This window comes from Lawsonibacter hominis (genome assembly GCF_014287895.1).
Taxonomy (GTDB): domain Bacteria; phylum Bacillota; class Clostridia; order Oscillospirales; family Oscillospiraceae; genus Lawsonibacter_A; species Lawsonibacter_A hominis.
The window spans coordinates 24,717-48,125 of record NZ_JACOPP010000009.1; the positions used below are offsets into that span (position 1 = coordinate 24,717).

21 protein-coding genes and 1 tRNA gene are annotated in these 23,409 nt (G+C 63.1%); 18 read left to right on the forward strand and 4 right to left on the reverse strand.

From position 1 onward, the window contains the following. The first annotated feature begins 186 nt into the window (after positions 1 to 186). The 3 genes from H8S57_RS08210 to cysS are packed head-to-tail and all read left to right on the forward strand — an operon-like array spanning position 187 to position 2,938. Entirely contained in the window at positions 187 to 879 is a 693-nt protein-coding gene (locus H8S57_RS08210) for an alpha/beta fold hydrolase (protein WP_186907603.1), read from the forward strand. After that, entirely contained in the window at positions 876 to 1,526 is a 651-nt protein-coding gene (gene epsC / locus H8S57_RS08215) for a serine O-acetyltransferase EpsC (protein WP_186907604.1), read from the forward strand. Before H8S57_RS08210 ends, epsC begins: the two co-directional genes overlap by 4 nt. Next, positions 1,523 to 2,938 (forward strand): cysteine--tRNA ligase, encoded by a 1,416-nt coding sequence (gene cysS, locus H8S57_RS08220; RefSeq protein WP_186907605.1) that lies wholly within the window; start codon positions 1,523 to 1,525, stop codon positions 2,936 to 2,938. The genes epsC and cysS overlap by 4 nt, the downstream gene beginning before the upstream one ends. A 46-nt stretch (positions 2,939 to 2,984) precedes the next feature. Here cysS and H8S57_RS08225 read toward each other — a convergent pair whose 3' ends face one another. Beyond that, complete coding sequence (locus tag H8S57_RS08225; RefSeq protein WP_186907606.1) at positions 2,985 to 4,196, reverse strand: M20 family metallopeptidase; 1,212 nt, start codon at positions 4,194 to 4,196, stop codon at positions 2,985 to 2,987. A gap of 152 nt (positions 4,197 to 4,348) precedes the next feature. Here H8S57_RS08225 and H8S57_RS08230 point away from each other — a divergent pair, with 152 nt between their 5' ends. The 8 genes from H8S57_RS08230 to H8S57_RS08265 all read left to right on the forward strand — a co-directional run bounded on the left by H8S57_RS08230 (position 4,349) and on the right by H8S57_RS08265 (position 12,081). Next, a complete protein-coding gene (locus H8S57_RS08230; RefSeq protein ID WP_186907688.1) occupies positions 4,349 to 5,656 on the forward strand; it encodes an MATE family efflux transporter in 1,308 nt (435 codons plus the stop codon). A gap of 219 nt (positions 5,657 to 5,875) precedes the next feature. After that, entirely contained in the window at positions 5,876 to 8,527 is a 2,652-nt protein-coding gene (gene polA / locus H8S57_RS08235) for a DNA polymerase I (protein ID WP_186907607.1), read from the forward strand. A 24-nt stretch (positions 8,528 to 8,551) separates the two neighbouring features. Further along, positions 8,552 to 9,142 (forward strand): GNAT family N-acetyltransferase, encoded by a 591-nt coding sequence (locus H8S57_RS08240; protein ID WP_186907608.1) that lies wholly within the window; start codon positions 8,552 to 8,554, stop codon positions 9,140 to 9,142. A 6-nt stretch (positions 9,143 to 9,148) separates the two neighbouring features. Beyond that, entirely contained in the window at positions 9,149 to 9,601 is a 453-nt protein-coding gene (gene rimI, locus H8S57_RS08245) for a ribosomal protein S18-alanine N-acetyltransferase (protein WP_186907609.1), read from the forward strand. Positions 9,602 to 9,640: 39 nt separating this feature from the next. After that, positions 9,641 to 10,240, forward strand: coding sequence for a GNAT family N-acetyltransferase (locus tag H8S57_RS08250; RefSeq protein ID WP_186907610.1), 600 nt, complete (start codon positions 9,641 to 9,643; stop codon positions 10,238 to 10,240). A gap of 193 nt (positions 10,241 to 10,433) precedes the next feature. After that, on the forward strand, positions 10,434 to 11,444 hold the full coding sequence (gene tsaD / locus H8S57_RS08255; protein ID WP_186907611.1) for a tRNA (adenosine(37)-N6)-threonylcarbamoyltransferase complex transferase subunit TsaD: 1,011 nt from the start codon (positions 10,434 to 10,436) through the stop codon (positions 11,442 to 11,444). A 15-nt stretch (positions 11,445 to 11,459) separates the two neighbouring features. After that, on the forward strand, positions 11,460 to 11,642 hold the full coding sequence (locus tag H8S57_RS08260; protein WP_186907612.1) for a hypothetical protein: 183 nt from the start codon (positions 11,460 to 11,462) through the stop codon (positions 11,640 to 11,642). Between the two features lie 363 nt (positions 11,643 to 12,005). Next, a tRNA-Thr gene (locus H8S57_RS08265) sits at positions 12,006 to 12,081 on the forward strand. Between the two features lie 397 nt (positions 12,082 to 12,478). On the opposite strand, the gene H8S57_RS08270 is transcribed toward H8S57_RS08265, so the two are convergent. After that, on the reverse strand, positions 12,479 to 13,126 hold the full coding sequence (locus H8S57_RS08270; RefSeq protein ID WP_186907613.1) for a GntR family transcriptional regulator: 648 nt from the start codon (positions 13,124 to 13,126) through the stop codon (positions 12,479 to 12,481). A 160-nt stretch (positions 13,127 to 13,286) separates the two neighbouring features. Here H8S57_RS08270 and H8S57_RS08275 point away from each other — a divergent pair, with 160 nt between their 5' ends. Next, positions 13,287 to 14,603, forward strand: a complete 1,317-nt coding sequence (locus H8S57_RS08275) for an L-cysteine desulfidase family protein (RefSeq protein WP_243204747.1) — start codon at positions 13,287 to 13,289, stop codon at positions 14,601 to 14,603. Positions 14,604 to 14,683: 80 nt separating this feature from the next. On the opposite strand, the gene H8S57_RS08280 is transcribed toward H8S57_RS08275, so the two are convergent. Together H8S57_RS08280 and H8S57_RS08285 are read right to left on the reverse strand one after the other, a co-directional pair. Next, positions 14,684 to 15,151 carry a RidA family protein gene (locus H8S57_RS08280; RefSeq protein ID WP_186907614.1) on the reverse strand — a complete coding sequence of 156 codons (468 nt, stop codon included), beginning with the start codon at positions 15,149 to 15,151 and terminating at the stop codon, positions 14,684 to 14,686. Further along, a complete protein-coding gene (locus H8S57_RS08285; protein ID WP_186907615.1) occupies positions 15,148 to 16,608 on the reverse strand; it encodes a leucyl aminopeptidase family protein in 1,461 nt (486 codons plus the stop codon). The genes H8S57_RS08280 and H8S57_RS08285 overlap by 4 nt, the downstream gene beginning before the upstream one ends. 292 nt (positions 16,609 to 16,900) lie before the next feature. On the opposite strand from H8S57_RS08285, the gene H8S57_RS08290 reads away from it, so the two are divergent. From H8S57_RS08290 to H8S57_RS08315, 6 genes are all read left to right on the forward strand, one after another. Continuing rightward, entirely contained in the window at positions 16,901 to 17,734 is an 834-nt protein-coding gene (locus tag H8S57_RS08290; protein ID WP_186907616.1) for a cytochrome P450, read from the forward strand. Between the two features lie 88 nt (positions 17,735 to 17,822). Further along, a complete protein-coding gene (locus tag H8S57_RS08295; protein WP_186907617.1) occupies positions 17,823 to 18,995 on the forward strand; it encodes an aminotransferase class V-fold PLP-dependent enzyme in 1,173 nt (390 codons plus the stop codon). A gap of 29 nt (positions 18,996 to 19,024) precedes the next feature. Further along, positions 19,025 to 19,633 carry a GntR family transcriptional regulator gene (locus H8S57_RS08300; RefSeq protein ID WP_186907618.1) on the forward strand — a complete coding sequence of 203 codons (609 nt, stop codon included), beginning with the start codon at positions 19,025 to 19,027 and terminating at the stop codon, positions 19,631 to 19,633. Between the two features lie 24 nt (positions 19,634 to 19,657). After that, positions 19,658 to 21,436, forward strand: a complete 1,779-nt coding sequence (locus tag H8S57_RS08305; RefSeq protein WP_186907619.1) for a peptide ABC transporter substrate-binding protein — start codon at positions 19,658 to 19,660, stop codon at positions 21,434 to 21,436. 90 nt (positions 21,437 to 21,526) lie between these two features. After that, positions 21,527 to 22,480 carry an ABC transporter permease gene (locus tag H8S57_RS08310; protein ID WP_186907620.1) on the forward strand — a complete coding sequence of 318 codons (954 nt, stop codon included), beginning with the start codon at positions 21,527 to 21,529 and terminating at the stop codon, positions 22,478 to 22,480. A 9-nt stretch (positions 22,481 to 22,489) separates the two neighbouring features. After that, positions 22,490 to 23,407, forward strand: a complete 918-nt coding sequence (locus tag H8S57_RS08315) for an ABC transporter permease (RefSeq protein ID WP_186907621.1) — start codon at positions 22,490 to 22,492, stop codon at positions 23,405 to 23,407. The last annotated feature ends 2 nt before the right edge of the window (positions 23,408 to 23,409 follow it).

Below are 23,409 nucleotides of genomic sequence, written 5' to 3' on the forward strand. Positions count from 1 at the left end.
AGCGTCACCGGCTGAGAGCGCGCCCAGGGAGGAACCGGGCCAAGTGCGTCCGGGAGCGGTGGGAGTATCCCCGGTTGGCCCCGTTAACGGCTTTCAAGTGAGAAATGAGAGTGGAACCGCGATTTTGTCGCCTCTTATGCCTGCGGGCATAAGAGGCGTTTTTCGTTTTGCGGACAGGGGGGCGCCATGGACATCGACCTGCATGATACGCAGCGGGGGAGCGGATTTCCCCTGGTGCTCCTCCACGGAAACGGGGAAGAGAGCGGTTACTTCCTCCACCAGTTGGAGTACTTCGCCCAAACGTACCGCGTGATCGCGGTGGATACCCGCGGCCATGGGCAAAGTCCGCGGGGCAGCGCACCCTTCACGCTGGAGCAATTTGCCCTGGATCTGAAGGAATTCCTGGACGGACGGGGGCTGCGCCGGGTCCATCTGCTGGGGTTTTCCGACGGGGCCAACATCGCTCTGCTCTTTGCCTTGCGCTGGCCGGAGTATGTGCAGACGCTGATCCTCAACGGGGCGAACCTGGACCCCGGGGGAGTCCGGGCGTCGGTACAGCTGCCCATCTGTCTGGGCTGGGCTTTGGCCGGCCTCTGCGCCAGGTTCGATCCCAGGGCGGCCGCAAAGCAGGAACGGCTGGGCCTCATGGTCACACAGCCGCACATCGATCCGGCTTCGCTGGGTGCGCTGACCATGCCCACCCTGGTGATTGCAGGAGAGCGGGATATGATCCGCGCCGGCCACACCCGGCGCATCTGCGCCTCCATTCCGGGGGCGGAGCTGGTCATCCTGCCTGGGGACCACTTTATTGCAAACCGAAACAGCGCGGCCTTTAACCGGGCCGTGGAAGATTTTTTGCGCGAGAGGAGCCGCTTATGACCAGACTCGGCGAGACCCTGCGGGCGTATCAGGCCCGCGACCCGGCGGCCCGCAGCCGCCTGGAGATTTTTTTGCTCTACCCCGGCGTGCACGCCGTCCTTTACCATCGGATCGCCCATTTCCTGTACTGCCGCAGGCTGAAATTCCTGGCCCGGGTGGTCTCCCAGTGGAGCCGCTGCTGGACGGGGATCGAGATCCACCCCGGCGCCAAAATCGGACGCAGGCTGGTCATCGATCATGGCATGGGCATCGTCATCGGCGAGACCGCCGAGGTGGGGGACGACTGCCTGATCTATCACGGAGTGACCCTGGGCGGTACCGGTAAGGACCAGGGCAAGCGTCACCCCACGCTGGGCAACAATGTGCTGGTCTCCACCGGGGCCAAGGTGCTGGGACCGTTCAAGGTGGGGGATAATTCCCGTATCGCCGCCAACGCGGTGGTCCTGAGCGAGATCCCGCCGGACTCCACCGCCGTGGGCGTACCGGCGCGGGTGGTGCGGATCGCGGGCGAGAAGGTGGACTATGCCGGCCAGGTGGATCAGATCCACGTGACGGACCCCGTGCAAAAGGAACTGCAGGCCCTCAGCTCCCGGCTGGAGTGGCTGGAACAATTACTGGATGAACAGGCAAGGAGTAAAAACGTATGAAACTGTATAATTCCGCGACCCACAAAAAAGAGGACTTCGTTGCCCGGGAGCCGGGCAAGGTGAAGATGTACACCTGCGGCCCCACCGTTTACCACTTCGCCCATATCGGCAACCTGCGCAGCTACATCATGGAGGACGTGCTGGAGAAATTCCTGCGCTACGAAGGCTATGACGTGCTGCGGGTCATGAACATCACCGACGTGGGCCATCTGGCTTCCGACGCGGATACCGGCGAAGACAAGATGCTCAAGGGGGCCAAGCGGGAGCATAAGGGCGTCATGGAGATCGCAAAATTCTATACCGACGCCTTTTTTGACGACTGCAAAAAGCTCAACATCAAGTATCCCGACGTGGTACAGCCTGCCACCGGCATGATCGGGGACTATATCAAGGTGATCTCCGCCCTGCTGGAGAAAGGCTACGCCTATACAGCGGGGGGCAACGTGTATTTCGACACCTCCAAGCTGGCGAAATACTACGCCTTCAACGACCACGACGAGGAGGATCTGGCGGTAGGCGTGCGGGAGGGCGTGGAAGCAGACGCCAACAAGCGCAACCGGAACGACTTTGTCCTGTGGTTTACCAAGTCCAAGTTCGAGGACCAGGCCCTCAAGTGGGATTCCCCCTGGGGGGTTGGCTATCCCGGCTGGCACATCGAGTGCTCCTGCATCTCCATGAAATACTGCGGCGAGCATCTGGACATCCACTGCGGCGGCGTGGATAACGCCTTCCCCCACCACACCAACGAGATCGCCCAGTCCGAGGCCTATCTGGGCCATCCCTGGTGCAACTACTGGATGCACGTGGCCCACCTGGACACGGCCGGAGGGAAAATGTCGAAGTCCAAGGGCGGCTTCACCACCGTCTCCACCCTGGAGGAGCGGGGATACGACCCCTTGGTCTACCGGCTGTTCTGCCTTCAGTCCCACTACCGCAAGGCGCTGGTGTTTTCGTGGGAAAACCTGGACAATGCCAAGGCCGCTTACGATAAGCTGGTCTCCCGCGTGGCCGCTCTCACCGAAGCGGGTGCGGTGGACGCACAGGCGGCGGCGCAGTACGAGGCGGCCTTCCGGGAGGCGGTGGGCAACGACCTGAACACCTCCCTGGGGGTCACCGCCCTGTACGACGTGCTCAAGGCGGACCTGAACGACGCGACCAAGCGCGCGCTGATCGCAAGCTACGACCAGGTGCTGGGACTGGAGCTGCTGGAGCGCGCCGCCGCCCGGAAGGAGCAGCAGGCCCAGGCTGCGTCCGGCGAGGGGGCCGCGGAGATCGAGGCGCTCATCACCCGGCGCTCCGAGGCCAAACGCGCCAAGGACTGGGGGAAGGCCGACGCCATCCGGGACCAGCTGAAGGCCATGGGCGTTGAGATCAAGGACACGCCCAACGGCGTGGAGTGGAAACGGATCTGATCCGACACAGCGGCGCCCCGGACGGCTTGGACGTCCGGGGCGCGTTTTAATGGAGCGGCTCCCCAGGGGCGTCCAGCCCCAACAGGGCCGACTGCGCCAGCAGGGCGGCGCCCAGAGGAAGTGCGGAGTCGTCGGTGCAAAAGCGCTCGCTGTGCCAGCAGGCGTTGGCCCGGCCGGGGAAGCCGGAACCCAGCCAGTAGAAGAAGGCAGGCATCTCACGGGCGAGTACGGCAAAGTCCTCCGAGCCCATATCGGGCGGGGGGCAAAGCACGTTGGCCTTCCCGGCCAGGGCCTCGGCGGCCCTGCGGGCCAGGGCGGTCAGGGCGGGGGAGTTGACGGTGGCGGGCACGCCGGGCTGGAAGGTCACTTGGGCGGTACAGCCGTAAGCGGCGGACACGCCCTCGGCCAGCATCTGGAGCCGCTGTTCGGCCCGGGCGTGGACCGCGCCGTCGTGGGCGCGGATGCTGCCCGTCATCGTCAGGGTATCAGGGACAAAGTTTTCCGGCGTGCCCGCGTGGATGGAGAGCACGGAGCACACCAGACTGTCCAGCGGATCGGTACTGCGGCTGACCACCGTTTGCAGGGCGCTCACCACCGCGGAGGCCGCCACGATCACATCGGCGCACTTGTGCGGCGAGCCCCCGTGGCCCGCCTTGCCGTGAAGGGTGATGGTGAAGTGGGATTTCCCGGCCATCACCGGCCCTTCCATGACTGCGATGGTCCCGGCGGGCAGCTCGGGGCGGTTATGAAGGCCGAACAGGCAGCGGGGCCGGGCGGGAAGCTTCTCCAGCAGGCCGTGCTCCAGCATGGCCCGGGCGCCTTGCGTGATCTCCTCGGCGGGCTGGAACAGGAAAACCACGTTTCCCGCCAGCGCCTCACGCCGCTGGGACAGCAGCCGGGCCGCGCCCCAGAGACAGGCGGTATGAAAATCGTGCCCGCAGCCGTGCATCACGCCGGGGACCTCCGACCGCGCTCCTTCCCGGGGGGCCTCCTGCTGGGCGATGGCGTCGATGTCGGCGCGCAGGGCGACCGTGGGGCCTGGCCGGCCGCCCCGCAGCAGGGCGGCCGCGCCGGTGGGCATGCCAAGCTCCGCCAGCTCCAGGCCCAGGCCGGTCAGGCGCGCCTTCAGAAGCGCCGTGGTACGTGTTTCCTGAAAGCTCAGTTCCGGATGCCGGTGCAGGTCGTCCTTCAGAGACCGGAGCTCCGGCAAAAGCCGCCGGGCGTCCGGTAAAAGCGTATCTGCGCAAAGCGGCTGCATAGACGATCCCTCCCTCTTGTCCAACAGGATAAAAGAAGTTATAATATTATATTAAAGCCTATTTTCTGTAAAAAAGCAAGAGAGGGGGGCCAAGGGTGGCTGCCGACGCCAACGACTTTTCCAAGGGGAGCGTGCCCCGCAATATTCTGCGTATGGCTGTGCCCATGACGGTGGCGCAGCTCATCAATATTCTTTATAATATCGTGGACCGGATGTACCTGGGCCGTCTGCCGGGCCATTTGGCCCTGACCGGCCTGGGGCTGTGCCTGCCCATCATTTCCATTCTGATGGGCTTTGCCAACCTGTGCGGTATGGGCGGCTCGCCCCTGTGCTCCATCCACCGGGGGCGGGGGGAGAACGAAGAGGCCGAGCGCATCATGGGCAACTCCTTTGTGCTGCTGCTGCTGTTCGGCGCGGGGCTGTCCGTGTTCTGCCTCGTGTTCCGGCGTCCCATCCTGTATTTGTTCGGGGCCAGCGACGTGACCTTTCCCTACGCCAACGACTATCTGACCATTTACCTGCTGGGGACCCTGTTTGTGATGATCGGGCTTGGGATGAATCCCTTCATCAACGCCCAGGGCTTTTCCGTGATGGGCATGCTCACCGTGGCCCTGGGGGCGGTGGTGAATATCGTGCTGGACCCCATCTTCATTTTTGCGCTGGATCTGGGCGTGAAGGGCGCGGCTCTGGCCACCATCCTCTCCCAGGCCTGCTCCGCCGCCTGGGTGCTGAAATTCCTGACGGGAAAGAAGGTCATCCTGCGCCTGCGCCTGTCTGCCTTCCATCTTCAGGCCGCCCGGGTGAAGCGCATCCTCGGCCTGGGCCTTTCCGGCTTTGTCATGGCCCTGACCAATTCCCTGGTGCAGATCCTGTGCAACGCCAGCCTCCAGCACTATGGCGGGGATCTGTATGTGGGCGTGATGACCGTGGTCAACTCCATCCGGGAGGTCATCTCCATGCCGGTCACGGGCATCACCCACGGCTGCCAGCCGGTGCTGGGCTATAATTACGGAGCCGGAGCATACGGGCGGGTGCGGCAGGGCATCCGGTTCACCGCCGTGGTGACGGTAGGCTATTCCATTGTGGTCTGGGCCTTGACGCTGGTTTTTCCGGAGACCCTGATCCGGATCTTCAACGATGAACCCGACCTGATCGCCGAAGGGATCCGGGCGTTTCGCATTTACTTCGCCACGTTCTTTTTCATGTCCTTTCAGTTCGTGGGACAATCTACCTTTGTTGGCCTTGGAAAGTCCAGGCAGGCGGTCTTTTTTTCCCTGCTGCGCAAGGCCTTTATCGTGGCGCCCCTGACGCTGCTCCTTCCGCCGCTGGGCCTGGGGGTGGACGGGGTGTATCTGGCCGAGCCCATCTCCAACGTGATTGGAGGCCTGGCCTGCATTATCACCATGTATTTCGCCGTGTACCGCCCCCTGGACCGGATGAGGCCCGAGCGGCCGCATTAGGCGTTGGCGGAAGCGCCCTGCCGCCGGCGCAAAAAGGGATGAGGCCGGGCGTTCAAGCGTCGTGGAGCGCCGCCCCGCGGGGCGGCGCTCCACGTTCGGTCAATGTGCCGGGGGGGAGGAAAACGGCCGGATGGCGCTTGCCCGTTTTGGGGAAAACTGTTATACTGTATTCTGATATCTTATGCCCGGGTATTTTTACCCGGAGGCGGGAGGTTCCCCATGAAGCTCATGGTCATCGACGGCAATTCCATCATCAACCGGGCTTTTTACGGCGTGCGGATGCTCACCACCCGGGACGGCCAGCCCACCAACGCCGTCTACGGATTTTTGAACATCCTTCAAAAGCTGACGGACGAGGAGCAGCCGGACGCCCTGTGCGTCACCTTCGACCTGCCCGCGCCTACCTTCCGGCATTTGGCCTACGAGGGATACAAGGCCCAGCGCAAGGGGATGCCCGACGAGCTTGCCAGCCAGATGCCCCTTTTGAAGGACGTGCTGGAGGCGATGAACATCCCCCGCTACGAGCTGGAGGGCTGGGAGGCCGACGACCTTATCGGCACCATTGCCGCCCGGGACGCCGCGGCGGGCTGGGATACGGTGGTGGTGACCGGAGACAAGGACTCCCTGCAGCTGGTGGATGAGCATACCCGGGTCAAGCTGGTGTCCACCCGTATGGGGCAGACCACCACGAAGGAGATGACGCCCGAAACCTTTCGTGCGGCCTACGGCTTTGCGCCCATCCACATGATCGACCTGAAGGCCCTGATGGGGGATGCCAGCGACAACATCCCCGGCGTCAAAGGCATCGGGGAGAAGACCGCCATGGACCTGATCCAGCGCTACGGCAGCGTGGAGGCCGTCTACGCGGACCTGGAGCAGGTGGAGGCCAAGCCCGCGGTGCGGAAAAGGCTGGCCGAGGGAGCGGAGCAGGCCCGTATGTCCTATGAGCTGGCCGCCATCCGCTGCGACGCGCCCCTGGACTTCCGGCCTGAGGACGCAAAGTGTGTCCCGGTAAATGCCCCCGCCCTCTACGAGCTGTTTTTGCGGCTGGAGTTTTCCAAGCTGATCGAGAAGCTGGGCCTCTCCGCGCCGGGGGTTTCCCCGGCGGAAGCGTCTGCTCCGGCGGCCTGCGCGCGGGAAACGGTGACCGAGCGGGCGCGGATGGAGGAGCTGCTGGCCCTCTGGCGGGAGCGCTCCCACGTATCCCTGGTGGCGCTGCCCGACCGAAACGCGGTGTGCGTGGAGTGGGGCGAGCCGGAGCACAGCCGTACCGCGCTTTTCTGCGCAGACCGGCTGGAGAGCTACAACGACTTTCTCCGGGGCCTGTTCGCCCCCGACATCCCGAAGGTGGCCCACAACGTCAAGGACCTGATGCGCGGTTTACTGGAGGAGGGGCTGCCCATCGGGGGCTTCGTGTTTGATACCGCCCTGGCGGCTTACCTGCTCTCTCCCACCGACGGCAGCTATGAGCTGGAAAAGCTCTGCGTCACCTACTTCAACCGCGAGATTTCAAAGGCCGGGGAGTACCTGGCTCCGGACGCCTTCGGCCCTCTGGCCGATCCGGCGGGGCCGGAAAAGGCCCTTTCCAGCCATACCGCGCTGGTCGAACAGCTCTACCGCACCCTCGCGCCCCGGCTGGCCGAGCTGGGGCTGGAGCAGGTCTTCTCCCGGGTGGAGCTGCCCCTGTGCCCGGTGCTCGCCGAGATGGAGCGGGCGGGGATGCTGGTGGACCGGAAGGCCCTGGCGGACTTCGGCGTCATGCTGGACGAGCGCCTCCGCTCCGACGAGGCGGCGATTTACGCCTTGGCGGGGGAGCGATTCAATATCAACTCCACCCAGCAGCTGGGGAACATCCTGTTCGACAAGCTGGGCCTGCCGCCGGTGAAAAAGACCAAGACCGGCTGGTCCACCAATGCGGAGGTGCTGGAGAAGCTGAAGGGCCGGCACGCGATCATTGACACGATCCTGGAGTACCGGCAGTACGCCAAGCTCAAAAGCACCTATGTGGACGGCCTGAGCAAGGTCATCGCCTCCGACGGGCGCATCCACACCTGCTTCCAGAACACCGTCACCGCCACCGGGCGGCTCTCTTCCACGGAGCCCAACCTTCAGAACATCCCTGTGCGCACCGAGCTGGGAGCCGAGCTGCGCAAGATGTTCGTCGCCCCCGCCGGCTGGGTGCTGGTGGATGCGGACTACTCCCAGATCGAGCTGCGGCTGCTGGCCCACATCGCCGGGGATGAGGCCATGATCGCCGCCTTCCGCTCCGGGGAGGATTTTCACACCGTCACCGCCGCCCGGGTATTCGGCGTGGCGCCGGGGGAGGTCACCCATGAGATGCGCCGCCGGGCCAAGGCGGTCAACTTCGGCATCGTCTATGGGATCTCCGACTTCTCCCTGTCCCAGGACCTGGGCGTGACCCGGGCCGAGGCCAGGGCATATATGGAGAAGTATTTTGAAACTTATTCCGGTGTGCGCGCCTACATGTCCGGCGTGGTGGAACAGGCCCGGAAGGACGGCTATGTCTCCACCCTTATGGGGCGCCGCCGCTGGCTGCCTGAGCTGAAGTCCTCCAACTTCAATCTGCGTTCCTTTGGAGAGCGGGTGGCGCTGAATATGCCCATCCAGGGGACTGCCGCGGATATCATCAAGCTGGCCATGATCCGGGTACGGGACCGGCTGCGCGCCGAGGGCTTGGCGGCCCGGCTGGTGCTTCAGGTCCACGACGAGCTGATCGTGGAGTGCCCGGAGGAGGAGGCAGCCGCGGTGAAGCGGCTGCTGACGGAGGAGATGGAGTCGGCGGCCGCCCTGGCGGTGCCCCTCACCGCAGAGGCGCATGCAGGCCGCAGCTGGGCGGAAGCAAAGGAGTAGGCCGGAGCGGGAGAGGAGTGCGCCATGTATCTGCGTCCCATGACAGCGTCCGAAGTGAAGCAATGGTATGACCGTGAGCTGACCAGGGCCTTCCCGCCCGATGAATGCAAGCCGCTGTCCGAGATCGCCGCGCTGATGGAGCGCGGTCGGTACGAAGCCCTGGGCCTCTATGCGGAAGACGCCCTGCTGGGCTACGCCACACTGCTGTGGGAGCCGGCTTGGCCGGGCTATGTGCTGCTGGATTATTTGGGAGTCACCGCCGCGCACCGGAACAGAGGACTGGGCGGGCGGATCTGTTCCCAGCTGAGGGCGCGCTGCCGGGACAGGGCTGTGATGATCACCGAGGCGGAGGCCCCGGTACCCGGCGGCGACCCGGCGGAGAACGCCCTGCGCTGCCGGAGGCTGGCATTCTATGAGCGCTGCGGATTCCGGCCGGTGTATGAGATAGGCGCCTGCGGAGCGCGCTTTCAGGCGCTGGTGCTGGGGACACCGCCGGAGGGCCGGGCGGAGCTGGCGGCGGCCCATCGGGCCATCTACGGGCCGGAGCGGACCGACGTGAAGGTGCCCCTTGGTCCGGAAGAGTGTCCCCCGCCGCCCCGTGAAAGGAAAGGATGAACGGAATTGAACTATCGCTTGGTCCCCATGGACCGTTCCCACCTGATGCAGGTGGCGGACATCGAACGCGCCTGCTTTTCCCATCCCTGGTCGCTGGAACTGCTGGAGCAGGAGCTTTACAACGACATGCTCTCCCTGATCGTGGCCGAGGGGGAGGACGGCACGGTGCTGGGCTACGGCGAGGTGCGGGCCATTTTGGACGAAGGAACGCTGGAGAAGATCGCGGTGGCCCCGGCGTACCGCCGCCAGGGGGTGGCCGAGGCCATCCTCTCCGCATTCCTGCGGTTTGGACAGGCGCACCTGGCGTTTCTGACCCTGGAGGTGCGGGAAACGAACGCCCCCGCCATTGCGCTGTACGAGAAGCTGGGCTTTGAGCCGGTGGGCCGCCGGAAGAACTATTACCGGCAGCTTCATGAGGACGCCCTCCTCATGACACGTACCTTCCGCCCGGCCGGCTGAACCGGCCACGCGCCCCACAGGGCAGAAAGGAGCGCCGCGATGCGCCGCGAGATTCGTCCCATGACCGTTCCCGAGATCGAGAAGTGGTACGCGGAAGAACTGGCCGAGGCCTTCGCCCCCGCCGAGCGCAAGCCCCTGGCCGACATCCTGTCCCTCCGGGCGGAGGGGCGCTACGAGCTGTTGGGCCTGTTCAACGAGCGGGACGAACTGCTGGGCTATGCCACCATCTGGCGGCAGCCGGACGGGGCGGGACTGGTACTGCTGGACTATCTGGGCGTGTCCGCCCGCCTGCGCAACGGCGGCCTGGGGGCCGAGCTGTGCGCCCACCTGGCCCGGCGCTACGGCGGGCAGGGCCTGATCCTGGAATCCGAGGCCCCGGTACCCGGCGGCAGCCCGGCGGAGAACGAGCTCCGGCGCCGGCGCATCGCCTTTTACGCGCGCAACGGCTTTCAACCAGTATACGAAATGGCCACCTGCGGGATGCGGTGGCAAGCCATGCTCTGGGGCCCGCCGCCCCGCGACCTGACCGCTGTGATGGCGGCCCATCGTGCGCTCTATGGCCCTGAGCGCACGGATGTAAAGGTGCCTCTTGCTCCGGACGAGGTGCCGGAGCGTCCCTATTGGATGAAAGGAAACTGATAGCGTCAGATCCTTGCCATGGAATGCTCCTGCGATGCGTGCCCAGAAAGCGCGGGGCGCTTTCTGGGCGCCGTTTGATTTTATTTCTTGGCCGCGGGAAGTGAATCCACGCGGCCGCCGCGTCAAGAGGCGCTGGCGCGCCGGGCCGTCTTGCCCGTCGGTCTCCGTGCCCGCGGAAGAAGGGATGATAGCCATGAATATCCTTGCCATTGAATCCTCCTGCGATGAGACGGCTGTGGCGGTGGTCCGGGACGGACGCACCGTCCTGGCCGACGCCATCGCGTCCCAGGTGGACATGCATACCATCTACGGCGGCGTGGTGCCGGAAATCGCCTCCCGAAAGCACGTGGAGGCCATCGTCGGTCTGGCCGACCGGGCTCTGGCCCAGGCCGGTATCCCGAAAAGCCGGATCGACGCGGTAGCCGTCACGTATGCCCCGGGGCTGATCGGGGCGGTGCTGGTAGGCGTCAACTTTGCCAAGTCGGTCTCCTATGCGCTCAACGTGCCGCTGATCCCGGTCCACCATGTCCGGGGCCACATCGCCGCCAATTACATTGCCCATCCGGAGCTGGAGCCGCCCTTTGTCTGCCTGTGCGTCTCGGGCGGAAACACCCTGATCGTGGACGTGCGCGGCTACACAGAACTGGAGCTGCTGGGCGCCACCCGGGACGACGCGGCGGGGGAATGCTTTGACAAGGTGGCCCGGGTGCTGGGCATCGGCTATCCCGGCGGGGCCCCCATGGACCGGCTGGCCCAGGGAGGCGACGATACCCGTTATGAGCTGCCCCGCGCGCACGTAGCGGACGCGCCGCTGGATCTGTCCTTCTCGGGCTTGAAGACGGCGGTGCTCAATCTGGTGCACAATGCCCAGCAGAAGGGCGAGACGCTGGATTTGCCGGGGCTGGCGGCCAGCTTTGCCGCCGCGGTCAGCGACACGCTGGTCCCCCGTACGATGGAGGCTGCCGGCAGGTTGGGTTACGGGAAGGTGGCGGTAGCCGGAGGCGTGGCGGCCAATTCCCGCATCCGGGCGGATTTGGAGTCTGCCTGCCGGGCCAGCGGAGACAAGCTTTACCTGCCGCCGCTGTCTTTGTGCGGGGATAACGGCGCGATGATCGGCTGCCAGGGCTATTACGAGTATTTGGCGGGGGTCCGGGCCGGGATGGACCTGAATGCCTATGCCAACCGGGACATCGGAAAAGGCTGAACGGGCCGTCCCTTTTTGAAAGAGAGTCTGCAGGAAAGTGCAGATAAAATGGATTGCAGCATTATGTTTACCGAAAGCGGAGGGGGGAAAAATGGCGGACTTTCATTAAAGTATGTGGAGAAACATGTGGACAAGTGGAAAAGTCACCTGTTTTCAACGGAAAGAGCCGGTGGAAAAGCTGGTGGAAAATGTGAATAACGCTAAGTAGATGAAATTACTGGATAAAGTTATGTAAAGTAAATGGAGAAAAATGGAGATTAAAAGCGGGCGTAGTAAGCGGAAGGAAAGCCGCATGGTTTCAGCAATACCCATGTTCTGGAATAGGGCGAAAACGGGCGCGTGAGGGGTGCAGGGGACAAAAATATTGCAGATGTTCCGCCATGTACGGCGGGGATATACGTATTGTAATCTGAAGGAAAAAAGAAAACAGACCATTTACGCGAAACTCTACCGTTGACGGCAGGGAAAAAATGTGCTATCATTTTATATCGCTGATGGCATGGCGCTCGGGCGGCGGCACAGAAGGCGCAGCGATCAGCCCTCGGTATGAAAACAGGAAATGCTGGTATAGCTCAGTCGGTAGAGCAGCTGATTCGTAATCAGCAGGTCGTGTGTTCGAGTCACATTACCAGCTCCAGAACAAAAGGACATCCGTAAGGATGTCCTTTTGTTCTGAGCTCCGCCGCCGGAGGCGGCTCTACCCTCCGGGATCGAACCGCCCGGGTAAATTCCCGCTGCGCCCGGCCGTGTTGCGCGGGCGCTGACACAGGTATCCTTCAGAGCTGCTGTAGGGGGCGCACCGTCCAAGCGCGCCCCATTCCTAGGCCCATGGGCGGGGGAGCGCACTCCGGCGGGTCCGGCCGCCGGCATGCACCTCGGGAAATAAAGAGGCAGCGGTTCCAAGTGAACCGCTGCCTCTTTGCGCCGGGCGGCCCTCCGAACGGAACGGACCACTCGTTTGAAATTGGGATGCGCCGCAGAAAAGACATCGTGCAGAGTCTGGACAAAGCACTTGGGAAAGCGGTTGCCGGAACTCACAAACGCAGGGGATACAAACTGTGTTCTCCGCCGAAATCATTGAGATCATCCTTCAAATACTGCAGGATGGCGTCCAGGTCCTTCGCCTGGAGCGCGTGCAGGATGGCGCTGTGATTTTTCGTGTCGAATGCCAGGGCGGCCTGAGGCTTGCCCCAATAGAATTGCGCGTAGGCCCGCTTGAGCCGGTCCATACACCGCTGCAGCTGATCCAGCGCATAGTTGTTGCCGCAAAATGCGGTCATCCGCAGGTGAAATTCCGTATTAAAAGCCCAATGCGACCAGATGTCGTCCGTGGCGCTTCTGCAGGCCTGGTCGATTTGCTCCAGACAGTCCAGCTGGGCCGCACCGAATTTTTCACAGTTGGCGCTCAGAAGGCCGCCCTCCAGGACGAGCCGGAATTGGAGCATCTCCTGGATGTCTTCGACGGTCAGCCGCACCACCTCGTATCCATACCGCGGGATATTGCGCAGTACGTTGTCGTTGCACAGCGATACCAGCGCCTCACGGACAGGGCTCTTGCTGCAGCCGTATTTTTCCACCAGTGTTTTTTCATTCAGCACCTGGTTGGGCCGGTACTCCTGGGAAATGATGCTTTCCAGGATCGCGTTATAGATGGCGTCCTTGAGGCTGTCCTTGCCCTTCATGGAAGATTGCTCCTTTGTGGGGGATCCGTCTCCGGTCCCGGATTATGGTAGCAATATTCTATCAAACCGGGCGGAAATTGCAAGGGAAAACATCCGGCGGAAATTCGGCCTTGACATTTTGAGAAAGAGAGCTGATAATATTAATGAAAATACTATTAATATGATTAGAGAGAAAGGATGGATCGCTATGGATGCGCTGCAGGAGGCCAATTATATCAATATCCTGAAAAGCGAGCTGGTCCCGGCCCTGGGATGTACCGAACCGATCGCGATCGCCTATGCCGCGGCCAAAGCAAGAGCCGTCCTGGGGGAATTCCCGGAGCACATCGAGATCTGCTGCAGCGGAAATATTTTTAAAAATGTAAAGGGCGTCACAGTGCCCAACTCCGGGGGCCTTAAGGGCGTGGGCGTGGCCGCGGTCCTGGGTGTGGTGGGCGGAAACCCGCAGCGTGAGCTGGAGGTTTTGGAAGAGATCACGCCGGAGCACATCGCACGTACCCAGGAGCTGATGGAGCAGGGCTACTTTTCCTGCACCCTGCGGGAAAATGTCGCCAATTTGTACATCGACGCCAGGGTGCGGGCCGGGGAGCATTCCGCCCATGTGACCATCATCAACCGGCATACGCTGATCACGGAGATCGGGCTGGATGGAAGGGTACTCTACCAAACCAGCCCGACCGAGGGGGACGAGATCGCTGTGGACCGGTCCAGGCTCAACGTAAAGGACATCCTGGAATTTGCGGATACGGTGGAGCTGGAGAAGGTCCGGGCCATCCTGGACCGGCAGATCGAGCTGAACTCGGCCATCGCGGATGTGGGACTCAGCCACGGATACGGCACGCAGGTGGGGCGGACCCTGCTGGATATTTACGGCGACAATGTGCAGGCCCGTGCCAAGGCCAGGGCGGCCGCCGGTTCAGACGCCCGTATGGGAGGCTGCTCCCTTCCGGTGGTCATCAACTCCGGCAGCGGGAACCAGGGCATGACGGTCTCCCTTCCGGTGATCGAATACGCCAAAGAGCGGAAGGTCTCCCGGGAGACCCTGTACCGCGCACTGCTCGTCAGCAACCTGATCTCCATCCATCAAAAGCATTACATCGGCAGCCTTTCGGCCTTTTGCGGCGCCGTTACGGCAGCCTGCGGCAGCGGCGCGGCCATCACCTATCTCAGCGGCGGGCGCTATGAGGAGGTCTCCCGCACCATCGTCAATACCATCGCCAACGTGGGCGGTATCATCTGCGACGGCGCCAAGGCGTCCTGCGCGGCCAAGATCGCCTCTGCCGTGGATGCGGCGATCCTGGCCCATCACCTGAGCATGCGCGGCTTGACCTTTCATGCGGGCGAGGGGATCATCCAGGACGATGTGGAGGCGACCATCCAGAGCGTGGGATACATCGGACGGGTGGGCATGAATCATACCGATACCGAGATCCTCAACATCATGATGGATCAGGTCAAATTCGAGCACGCCGAGTAAACGAAACCGGGGTCCGCTGTGCGATCACTTGAGATCGCGCAGCGGACCCCGGCTTTTTGCGGGCGGGGCTCGGCGGAGCTTCAGTCGGCCGCCGGGAGGAGACGGGCGGTAAGCTCCACCTCCACCGGCAGCCCGAAGGGCAGGCCGTACACCCCCACGGCAGAGCGGCTGTGGCGGCCCCGGACGCCCAGTACGGAGAGAAACAGGTCGGAGGCCCCGTTGAGCACTCCGGGGTAGTCGGCAAAATCGGGTCCGGCGGCGATAAAGCCCAGTACACGCACCAGCTCCACCCGCTCCAGGCCGCCGGCTGCCTGACGGAGCACGGCCAGGAGGTTCAGGGCAGAGAGACGGGCGGCGTCATAGCCCTGCTCCACTGTCAGGTCCACGCCCACCCGGCCGGTGTAGCGCAGCACGCCCTCCACCAGCGGGCCCTGGCCGGACAGCGTGATCCATTCCCCGGCCTGCCGCCAGGTGCAGTAGCTTCCTTTGGGCTGGGGCGCTTGGGGAAGCGTCAGTCCCAGCTCCTTCAGCCGCGCCTGCGCACTCATGCGTCCGTCCCCCTTGCCTTGATGTAGTGGTACAGGGTCTTCACGCCGAAGCCCGTGCCGCCCTCGCCCTGACAGTCGCTTTTGCTCTTGACGAAGGGCATGGCGCCGAAGTCTACGTGGAGGAAGGGGACGTCCTCGTGGAAGGACGCCAGAAACAGCCCGGCCAAAATGCCGCCCGCCCCGCCTTCCGGGGCGTTGTTCAGGTCGGCCATGGGCGTTTTGAGCAGCTCCCGGTACTCCGGGAAGTCGGGCATCCGGGCATACTTTTCCCCGGTCACCGGCATGAGGGCGGCGATGCGGTCAAAAAGCGCCGGATCGGTGGTCAGGGCGGCGGCACACACTTTGCCGTAAAAATTGCACACGCTTCCGGTAAGGCCCGCCACCTCCAGGATCTCGGAGGGGGATTCCTTCCGGACGCAGTAGGTGATGGCGTCGGCCATGGTGAGGCGGCCCTCCGCGTCGGTGTTGCGCACGTATACCGTCTTGCCGCTCATGGAAGGGAATACGTCCCCGTTGCGGTAGCTCCTGGCGTCCACCATGTTCTCACAGGCGGCGACCACCGCCACCACGTTCCGGGGCAGGGCGTTGTCCGCCACGGCGCACATCGCACCAATGACGGCGGCGGCCCCATTCATGTCGTAGCGCATCAGCTCCATGCCGCTGCCCTTGAGGGCAAGGCCGCCGCTGTCATAGGTAATGCCTTTGCCCACCAGGGCGATGGGAGGCTGCGCGCCGCCGCCCCGATAGCGCATGACGATGAATTGAGGCTCCAAGGCGCTGCCGCGGGCTACGGCGAGGAAGAGCCCCATGCCCAGCGCCTGACACTGCGCCCGGTCCAGCACTTCCACCGAAAAACCGTGGCACGCGCCCAGGTCCCGGCAGCGGCGGGCCAGTTCGGCGGGGGTGAGGGTTTCGGCAATGTCGTTGACCAGGTCCCGGGCGGTCATGACAGCGCCGGCCAGGGACGCGCCCTCCGCAAGGACCGGAGCGAGCGCCCCGTCCGCCAGTACGGAGACGGTGTGCTCCCTCCTGGGGTCTTTTTCGGTACGATAGCGGTCAAAGGTATACTCGCACAGGGGCAGTACGGCGCATGCCTGGGCCAGCAGTTCCGCCTCTGAGGCAAAGGAAAATTCGTTCAGGGCGTCCAGAAAGACATTGGACGCCCTGCACTCGGCCAGAAGGGCGCCCAGCCGAGCCCAGAGGGACCGGAATGCATCCATGGGGGCAGGGACGCCCGCGTCGAAGCCGGCCAGCAGCAGGGTGGTGAAGCCGCCCAGCAGAGGCAGACGCAGGGTCAGCACCTGCCGATGCTCCAAAGTCAGGGGGTCGCCCCCCAAATGAGCCTGCCAGGCCGCCTGAAGCGCCTGGTCGCAAAAGCGGACCGGCGCGCCTGCGGGCAGGACGCGCAGCGCCGCGTCATAAGGACCCGCGGCGGCGGATACGGTTTTGAATTGCATGGATCTCCCTCGCTCTTTCCTAAAGTCTGCGGCACAGTCCTCACATCCGGAACCCGGGCGGACTGCGGCAACCGCAGGGGCTCGTCCAAACCGTCCATGGAGCCTCCGCCTGCGGAATCAGCAGACATCATTATAGTGCCATTCTTCGTGTTTGTCAAACAAAAATTGACTTTTTGCACAAATGGAATGGGAAAATAATGTGCAATTTTGTCATATATACAGCTGAAATATCACGTGATATAATTTAAAATATACTGGAAAAGATACTTTATTGCTTTAAGGGGCTGAATTTATGGATACCAGAGCCATGGTCAATATCGCGCTGAAGCTGGCGGGGCTGGAGGAGGATACGGTGGATACCGAGATCGGCTGTGCAGGTCAGGACGTCAAGCGGGTGCTGGCGGGCATCGATATGGATACCGCCACTCTGCTGGCCGCCAAGCAGAGGGGTTATGACTGTGTGGCCGAACACCACGGCATCATGGGCCGGGCGGTGCGCATTGGAGAGCAGATGCTCAAGGACCAGATGATGCTGATGTACCGCTTCGGCGTGCCCATCAATGTGGCCCAGAAGGCCATTGAGAAGCGGGCGCGGCAGGAGAGCCAAAAGATGCACTCCAAGAACCTGAACCGGCAGGCAGACTTTGCCAAATTCATCGACATGCCCTATCTCGGCCTGCATACCCCGGCCGACCTGATCGGCCAGGCCATCGTGCAGGAGCGGATGGATGCGCTGACGAAGGACAAGCCCTTCACCACCCTCCAGGATGTGGTGGACGTCCTTAACGAGTTTCCGGAGGTGCGCGGCGCCCTCCAGGACCCGGCCATCCGGGTGGGAGAGCCGGGCAGCTACGCGGGAAAGGTGTGCGTGCTCTTTGCCGGCGTCACCGGCGGCGGAGCCCAGGTGTACAACACCTTCTTCGACTACGGCGTCGGCACGCTGATCGTGATGCATATGCCGGAGGACGACATCAAGGCGGTGGCGGAACACAACAAGGGCAACGTGATCATCGCCGGACATATGGCCAGCGATTCCATCGGCTTTAACCGTGTGCTGGACGCATGGCAGGCCGAAGGGCTGGAGGTCACGCGCATCGGCGGACTGGTATCATCCGCCGGCTGTTGAAGAAACGCTTTGACGCGCTGGAAGCCTGCGGCGGTTCCCGCTGCGGCGGGCGGCCCCGGCGGTCGAAACGAGGAGAAGAGGATTTTGAATGGATGAGAGGTGGGTCCGGGCGCTGCGCGCGCAGTTCCCGGTCACAGAGAAGACTGCCTTTTTCGACATCGCTTACGAAAACTGCGGCTCCCGCTTCGCCCGGGAGGCAATGGAACGGTTTTATGAAGATAAGGCGGCAGTGGGACCCGGCCTGGTAAAGGCGGGAGGGGCGGGGAAGGGCCCCGCCATTGAGGTCATCGCCCGGACAAGAGCGCGCCTGGCCCGTTTTCTGGGCGCGCCGGATATCCGTCGCATCGCCTTTACCAAGAATACCAACGAGGGCGTCAACCTGCTGCTGCAGGGCTTTCCCTTCCGGCGGGGGGACAGCGTGGTGGTGGGGGATCTGGAGCACGCCTCGGTGCTGATGCCCTGCCTGAATGTGCGGCGGCTGGGGGCGGAGTGCCGGGTGGCCCGCTCGCCCGACGGCTGCACCCTGCCGGAGGAGCTCCTGCTCTCCGCCGCCGACGAGACGACCCGCATCATGGTGGTCAGCGCCGTCCAGTCCTGTTCCGGCTATCAGCTGGATCTGAAGCGGCTGGCCGGGGAGTGCCATACCCGGGGGATCTATCTCATCGTGGATGGGATCCAGGCCCTGGGGTTCCGGCGCATGGATGTGAGCGACCTGGGGATCGACGCGCTGACGGCCTCCTGCTACAAGGGGCTGCTGGCGACCGAGGGGGTCGGGTTCCTCTACTGTGCACAGGCGCTGATGGAACAGGTGGCGCCCGTCTTTGCCGCCGACAGCCCCGCCCTTGGCATCGACCGGGAGAGCTGGAGCATTACCTGCCCCGATCCCGGCGACGCCCGAAAGCTGGAGAACGGTACCATTTCCTTTATGGGCATCTATGGGCTGGATGCGGGCCTGGAGCGCCTGATGGAGATCGGCATGGACCGGGTGGAGCGCCACGTGTCCGACTGCTTCGAATACCTGTACCGGGGCCTGGAGGGGCTGGGCTTTGTGATCGATACCCCCTTCCTTCCGGCCCGCCGCTGCCACAGCCTGCTGGTGCGGGAGCAGCGCAGTCAGGAACTGGTGGACTACTGCCTGGAGCGGGGGGTGCTCTTCAGCCGGGGAAGGGACGGCCATGTGCGCATTTCTGTGGCGCCGTTCACCACCCGCGGAGATATGGACAAGCTGCTGGATACCTTCCGGCAGTGGAAACAGGCATAAAATCACAATCTGGGAAAGGAGGCGGTAGGATGCCGTCCAAGGCGATGGAGCTGTACGAACGCATCAAGGAGGATGTCATTCGGCTGAGGTTCCGAGCCGACGAGATCATCAACGAGAAGGACCTGGCAGAGCAGCACGGCGTCAGCAAGACGCCGGTGCGGGAGGCCCTGAGCATGCTGGTCCAGGAGGGGTATCTGAAAAAGATCCCCCGCGTGGGCTATCTGCTGCGGGAACTCAGCGAGGAGGAGTACGCCAAGCTGATCTACCTGCGCTATACCCTGGAAAAGGGCGTAGTGCAGTGGATCATCGACCACTGCAGCGACACGGAGATCGACTCGCTGCGGGAATACTGCCAGGCCACCGACGTGGCCTATCGGGAATTTGCGGGGATCAACTATGATTTCCATATGGCCATGGCCCGGCTCACCGGCAACGAGCCGCTGTACGCCAGCGTGCAAAATACCTTTGACCGGATGATCCGGGTACCCAGCATGAACCTGTTTGCCGAGATCCAGAGCGAGCCGCACCGGTACCACCTCCGGTTGGTGGACGCCATGAAGGCCCGGGATAAGGATCAGGCACTGGAGCTCATCCGGCATGAATGCCGGAGAGACGACGACAAGGACCCAATGTTTTAACACATCAGAAAAGAGGGGAATTTTATGAAAAAGCGTACTTTTGCACTTCTGCTGGCAGCCGTGATGGCCTGCTCCGCCCTGGCCGGCTGCGGCGGCGGGAACGCTGCGCCCGAGACCACCCAGCCCAGCGCCGGGCCCCAGACGCCCGACGCCCAGGGGACCCAGCTGGCCGAAAAGCAGGAAATCCAGCTCCACTGGGCGGCCGCCAACTTCTACTCCTTTGACAACAATGCCAACTATGCCGCCGAGGAGATCCAGGTCCAGTCCCACGTGCTGGAGGGCCTGGTGCGTCCCACCACCGACGAGGCGGGCAACCAGATCCTGGCCCCCGCGGGCGCCGAGCGCTGGGATGTCTCCGACGACGGGCTGACCTATACCTTCCATCTGCGGGAGTATTACTGGTCCGACGGCGTACAGGTCACGGCCCAGCACTTCGTGGACTCCTTCCGCCGCATCGGCGATCCCCGCAACGCCTTTGACTTCGCCTCCTTTATCGGCGATATCGTAGGCGGCGAGGCGCTGTATACCATGGATACCGAGACGGCCAGCGACGCCGACATCGAAGCGGCAAAGGAGGCCCTGGCGGTGAAGGCCCTGGACGACACCACGCTGGAGGTCACTCTGGCCAACCCGGCGCCCCAGTTCCTCTCCAAGGTGGGTGCCACGTATCTCTACCCCGTGCGCCTGGATGTGATCGAGGCCGCCGGCGAGCTCTACGACACGGACTATACCACCCATGTCTGGTGCGGGCCCTTCGTGGTCACCGGCTTTGTCAAGGACAACAGCATGACCCTGGAGAAGAACCCCACCTACTGGGACGCTGAGAACGTACACCTGACCCGTGTCACACTGATCAACATCGATGAGGTCTCCACCCAGAATACCATGTTCAAAAACGGCGAGCTGGCCGCCATCGTGCCCACCGGCGATTATGTGCAGCCCTATCGGGAGGGCCTGGCCGGCGACAACTACAGCTATGTCCACGGCGACTTCCCCGGCGTGAGCTATTTCTACTTCAACCGGGGCGGCAACTCCACCTCCGGTTTGATGGAGAGCCAGAAGGTCCGCCTGGCCATGTCCCTGGCCATCAACCGGGAGGAATTCACCCAGGTGGTCTTTGACCGCTACTATGCCGCCTACGGCTTTGTGCCCTACGGCGTGCAGAACGGCGAACTGACCTTCCGCGACGATGTGACCGAGCCCCTGAAGGCGGAGTTCGACGCGTACGCGCTGGACAACGAGAAGCTGCGGGCCCTGTTTAAGGAGGGCATGGAGGAGCTGGGCGACACCCGCGAGCTGTCTGAGGTCACCATCACCTACATCTGCACCGGCGATACCGCCATCAAGCGCCAGCAGCAGGAGTACTGGAAAAACGCCTGGGAGACGGCGCTGGGGATCACCGTCAACGTAAACGTCCTGGGCGACAGCTCCCTGTTCCGGGAAGAGCGCAACGCCGGGCGCTATGACATCGGGCAGGCCGGCTGGAACGGCGACTACAACGACCCCATGGCCTTCGTGGAGATGTGGAGCAGCCATGGCACCTCCATCCGCTACTCCGGCTGGACCGAGGAGCGGGCCGCGCAGTTCGACACCTTTATCGACCGTCTGAACGCCGAGCCCGATCCCGCCGGGCGTGAGAAGATCTTTGCCGAAGCCGAGCAGTGGATCGTCTGCGACGAGGTGGCGGCCATCCCCTATATGTACAGCGACACCATCCTCTGCGTCAGCAACCAGATCCAGGGCATGACGTTCCCCTTTGTGGGTCCCCGGTTCGACTTCTCCCGGGCGTATGTCGTCGCATAAGAGAAGGGCTCCATAAGTCCTGTGGTCAAAAGGGGGCCAGACCGACCGTTGGCCGGTTTGGCCCCCTTTGACAGAAACGAGGGATAGACTGTGTTGAAGTATACGGTGCGCCGTTTCTTTGAGATGCTCTTGACGATCTTCGTCATTGCCACGGCCACTTTTTTCCTCCTGGCCGCTGTGCCCGGAGACCCGCTCTCCGACCGGGCTGACCGCCTGCCGGAGTCCATCCGGGAAAATCTGTACCGCAAATACGGCCTGGACAAGCCCGTGCTGGAACGCTACGTCATCACCATGAAGGGGATGCTCCACGGCGACTTCGGCGAATCGGTGCGTATGCCGGGCTATGATATCCAGAAGCTTTTGCAGGAGACCCTGGCGCCCTCGGCCCGGCTGGGACTGCAGACCATCGTGGTCGGTGTGGGGGTCGGCCTTCTCTTAGGCATATTGGCAGCCATGTTCAAGGGAACGTGGCTGGATTATATCATCGTCTTTTTTTCCGTGCTGATGATCTCGGTGCCGACGCTGATCTTCGGCCTTCTGCTGCAAAAGTATGTGGCGGGGGAGATGGGGCTGTTTCCCATCATCGGCTGGCCGTCGGGGGAGGAGCTCTGGTTCGGCGGCTGGGCGTATACCGTGCTGCCTACCCTCAGCGGCTGCTTCAGCTATATCGCCACCTATTCCCGGCTGCTCAAGACCTCCATGCTGGATGTGATCAACCAGGACTACGTGCTCGCTGCACGGGCCAAGGGGCTCAGCGAGCCCCAGATCGTCCGCCGCCATATCCTGCGCAACTCCTTTATTCCCATCATCACGGTGCTCCCCATGAGCATTGCCTTTGCCCTGACGGGCTCCTTTTTCATCGAGAAGATCTACGCCATCCCCGGCTTCGGCCGCTACTTCATCGAGTCCGTCCAGTCCCGGGATCTGTCCATCATCCTGGGGCAAACGGTGCTCATGTCCATCGTATATGTGGCCGTGGTCTTTCTGGTGGATATCCTCTATACTCTGATCGATCCCCGCATCCGTGTGGGCGGAAAGGCGTGAGGTGAGCAAATGGAACAAGCGGCAGACAATCGTTTCGTCATCATCGGCTGCGCCGACGCGGACAAAGAGGCCATCGCCCGTCCCACGATCACCTATGCGCAGGACGCCTGGCGGCGGCTGCGGAAAAACCCCATCGCCATGGCTTCCATCGTAGTGCTGGTGCTGATGGTGGTGCTGGTGATTTTTGGCCCGCTGCTCTGCGGCTGGGAGTATGATTACATGCAGCCGACCCTGAAAAACCTGCCCCCCAGCGCCGAGCACTGGTTCGGCACCGACATGCTGGGCCGGGACATCTTTGCCCGGGTGTGCGTGGGCGGACGGGTATCCCTGCTCATCGCTCTGGTCTGCACCTGCGTGCAGGTGGTGGTGGGCTGCGCCTACGGCGGCATCATGGCCTATTTCGGCGGCTGGGTGGACAATATCATGATGCGCGTCATTGAAGTGATGATGTCCATCCCTTACCTGCTGGTGGTCATCATCGTCATGATGGTGCTGGACAACAGCGTGCCCAGCCTGCTGGTGGCACTGTGCGTCACCTCCTGGTGCAATACCGCGCGGGCCATGCGGGGCGTGATCCTCCAGCTGAAAAGCTCGGAGTACGTCATGGCGGCCCAGTCCCTGGGCGCCCCCGCCCGGCGGGTCATCCTGAAGCACCTGATCCCCAATACCATCGGCATCCTCATCCTCAACACCGCGACCTCCATCCCCAATTATATCTTTCAGGAATCCACCCTGGGCTTCCTGGGGATCGGGCTCCAGCCCCCCAACACCTCTCTTGGCGTCATGATCTCTCTGGGGCAGGCGGCGATGGAGTTCTATCCGCTCCAGCTCATTTTCCCCGCCGCGGCCCTGGTGCTCATCGTTCTGGCCTTCAACCTGCTGGGGGACGGACTGCGGGACGCGCTGGACCCCAAACTGAGAAAGTAGGC

Excerpts from the sequence above, each read along its gene's own strand:
- H8S57_RS08210 (WP_186907603.1), top strand. The coding sequence starts at position 187 with ATGGACATCGACCTGCATGATACGCAGCGGGGGAGCGGATTTCCCCTG.
- epsC (WP_186907604.1), top strand. The coding sequence starts at position 876 with ATGACCAGACTCGGCGAGACCCTGCGGGCGTATCAGGCCCGCGACCCG.
- cysS (WP_186907605.1), top strand. The coding sequence starts at position 1,523 with ATGAAACTGTATAATTCCGCGACCCACAAAAAAGAGGACTTCGTTGCC.
- H8S57_RS08225 (WP_186907606.1), bottom strand. The coding sequence starts at position 4,196 with ATGCAGCCGCTTTGCGCAGATACGCTTTTACCGGACGCCCGGCGGCTT.
- H8S57_RS08230 (WP_186907688.1), top strand. The coding sequence starts at position 4,349 with ATGGCTGTGCCCATGACGGTGGCGCAGCTCATCAATATTCTTTATAAT.
- polA (WP_186907607.1), top strand. The coding sequence starts at position 5,876 with ATGAAGCTCATGGTCATCGACGGCAATTCCATCATCAACCGGGCTTTT.
- H8S57_RS08240 (WP_186907608.1), top strand. The coding sequence starts at position 8,552 with ATGTATCTGCGTCCCATGACAGCGTCCGAAGTGAAGCAATGGTATGAC.
- H8S57_RS08250 (WP_186907610.1), top strand. The coding sequence starts at position 9,641 with ATGCGCCGCGAGATTCGTCCCATGACCGTTCCCGAGATCGAGAAGTGG.
- tsaD (WP_186907611.1), top strand. The coding sequence starts at position 10,434 with ATGAATATCCTTGCCATTGAATCCTCCTGCGATGAGACGGCTGTGGCG.
- H8S57_RS08270 (WP_186907613.1), bottom strand. The coding sequence starts at position 13,126 with ATGAAGGGCAAGGACAGCCTCAAGGACGCCATCTATAACGCGATCCTG.
- H8S57_RS08275 (WP_243204747.1), top strand. The coding sequence starts at position 13,287 with ATGATTAGAGAGAAAGGATGGATCGCTATGGATGCGCTGCAGGAGGCC.
- H8S57_RS08280 (WP_186907614.1), bottom strand. The coding sequence starts at position 15,151 with ATGAGTGCGCAGGCGCGGCTGAAGGAGCTGGGACTGACGCTTCCCCAA.
- H8S57_RS08285 (WP_186907615.1), bottom strand. The coding sequence starts at position 16,608 with ATGCAATTCAAAACCGTATCCGCCGCCGCGGGTCCTTATGACGCGGCG.
- H8S57_RS08290 (WP_186907616.1), top strand. The coding sequence starts at position 16,901 with ATGGATACCAGAGCCATGGTCAATATCGCGCTGAAGCTGGCGGGGCTG.
- H8S57_RS08295 (WP_186907617.1), top strand. The coding sequence starts at position 17,823 with ATGGATGAGAGGTGGGTCCGGGCGCTGCGCGCGCAGTTCCCGGTCACA.
- H8S57_RS08300 (WP_186907618.1), top strand. The coding sequence starts at position 19,025 with ATGCCGTCCAAGGCGATGGAGCTGTACGAACGCATCAAGGAGGATGTC.
- H8S57_RS08305 (WP_186907619.1), top strand. The coding sequence starts at position 19,658 with ATGAAAAAGCGTACTTTTGCACTTCTGCTGGCAGCCGTGATGGCCTGC.
- H8S57_RS08315 (WP_186907621.1), top strand. The coding sequence starts at position 22,490 with ATGGAACAAGCGGCAGACAATCGTTTCGTCATCATCGGCTGCGCCGAC.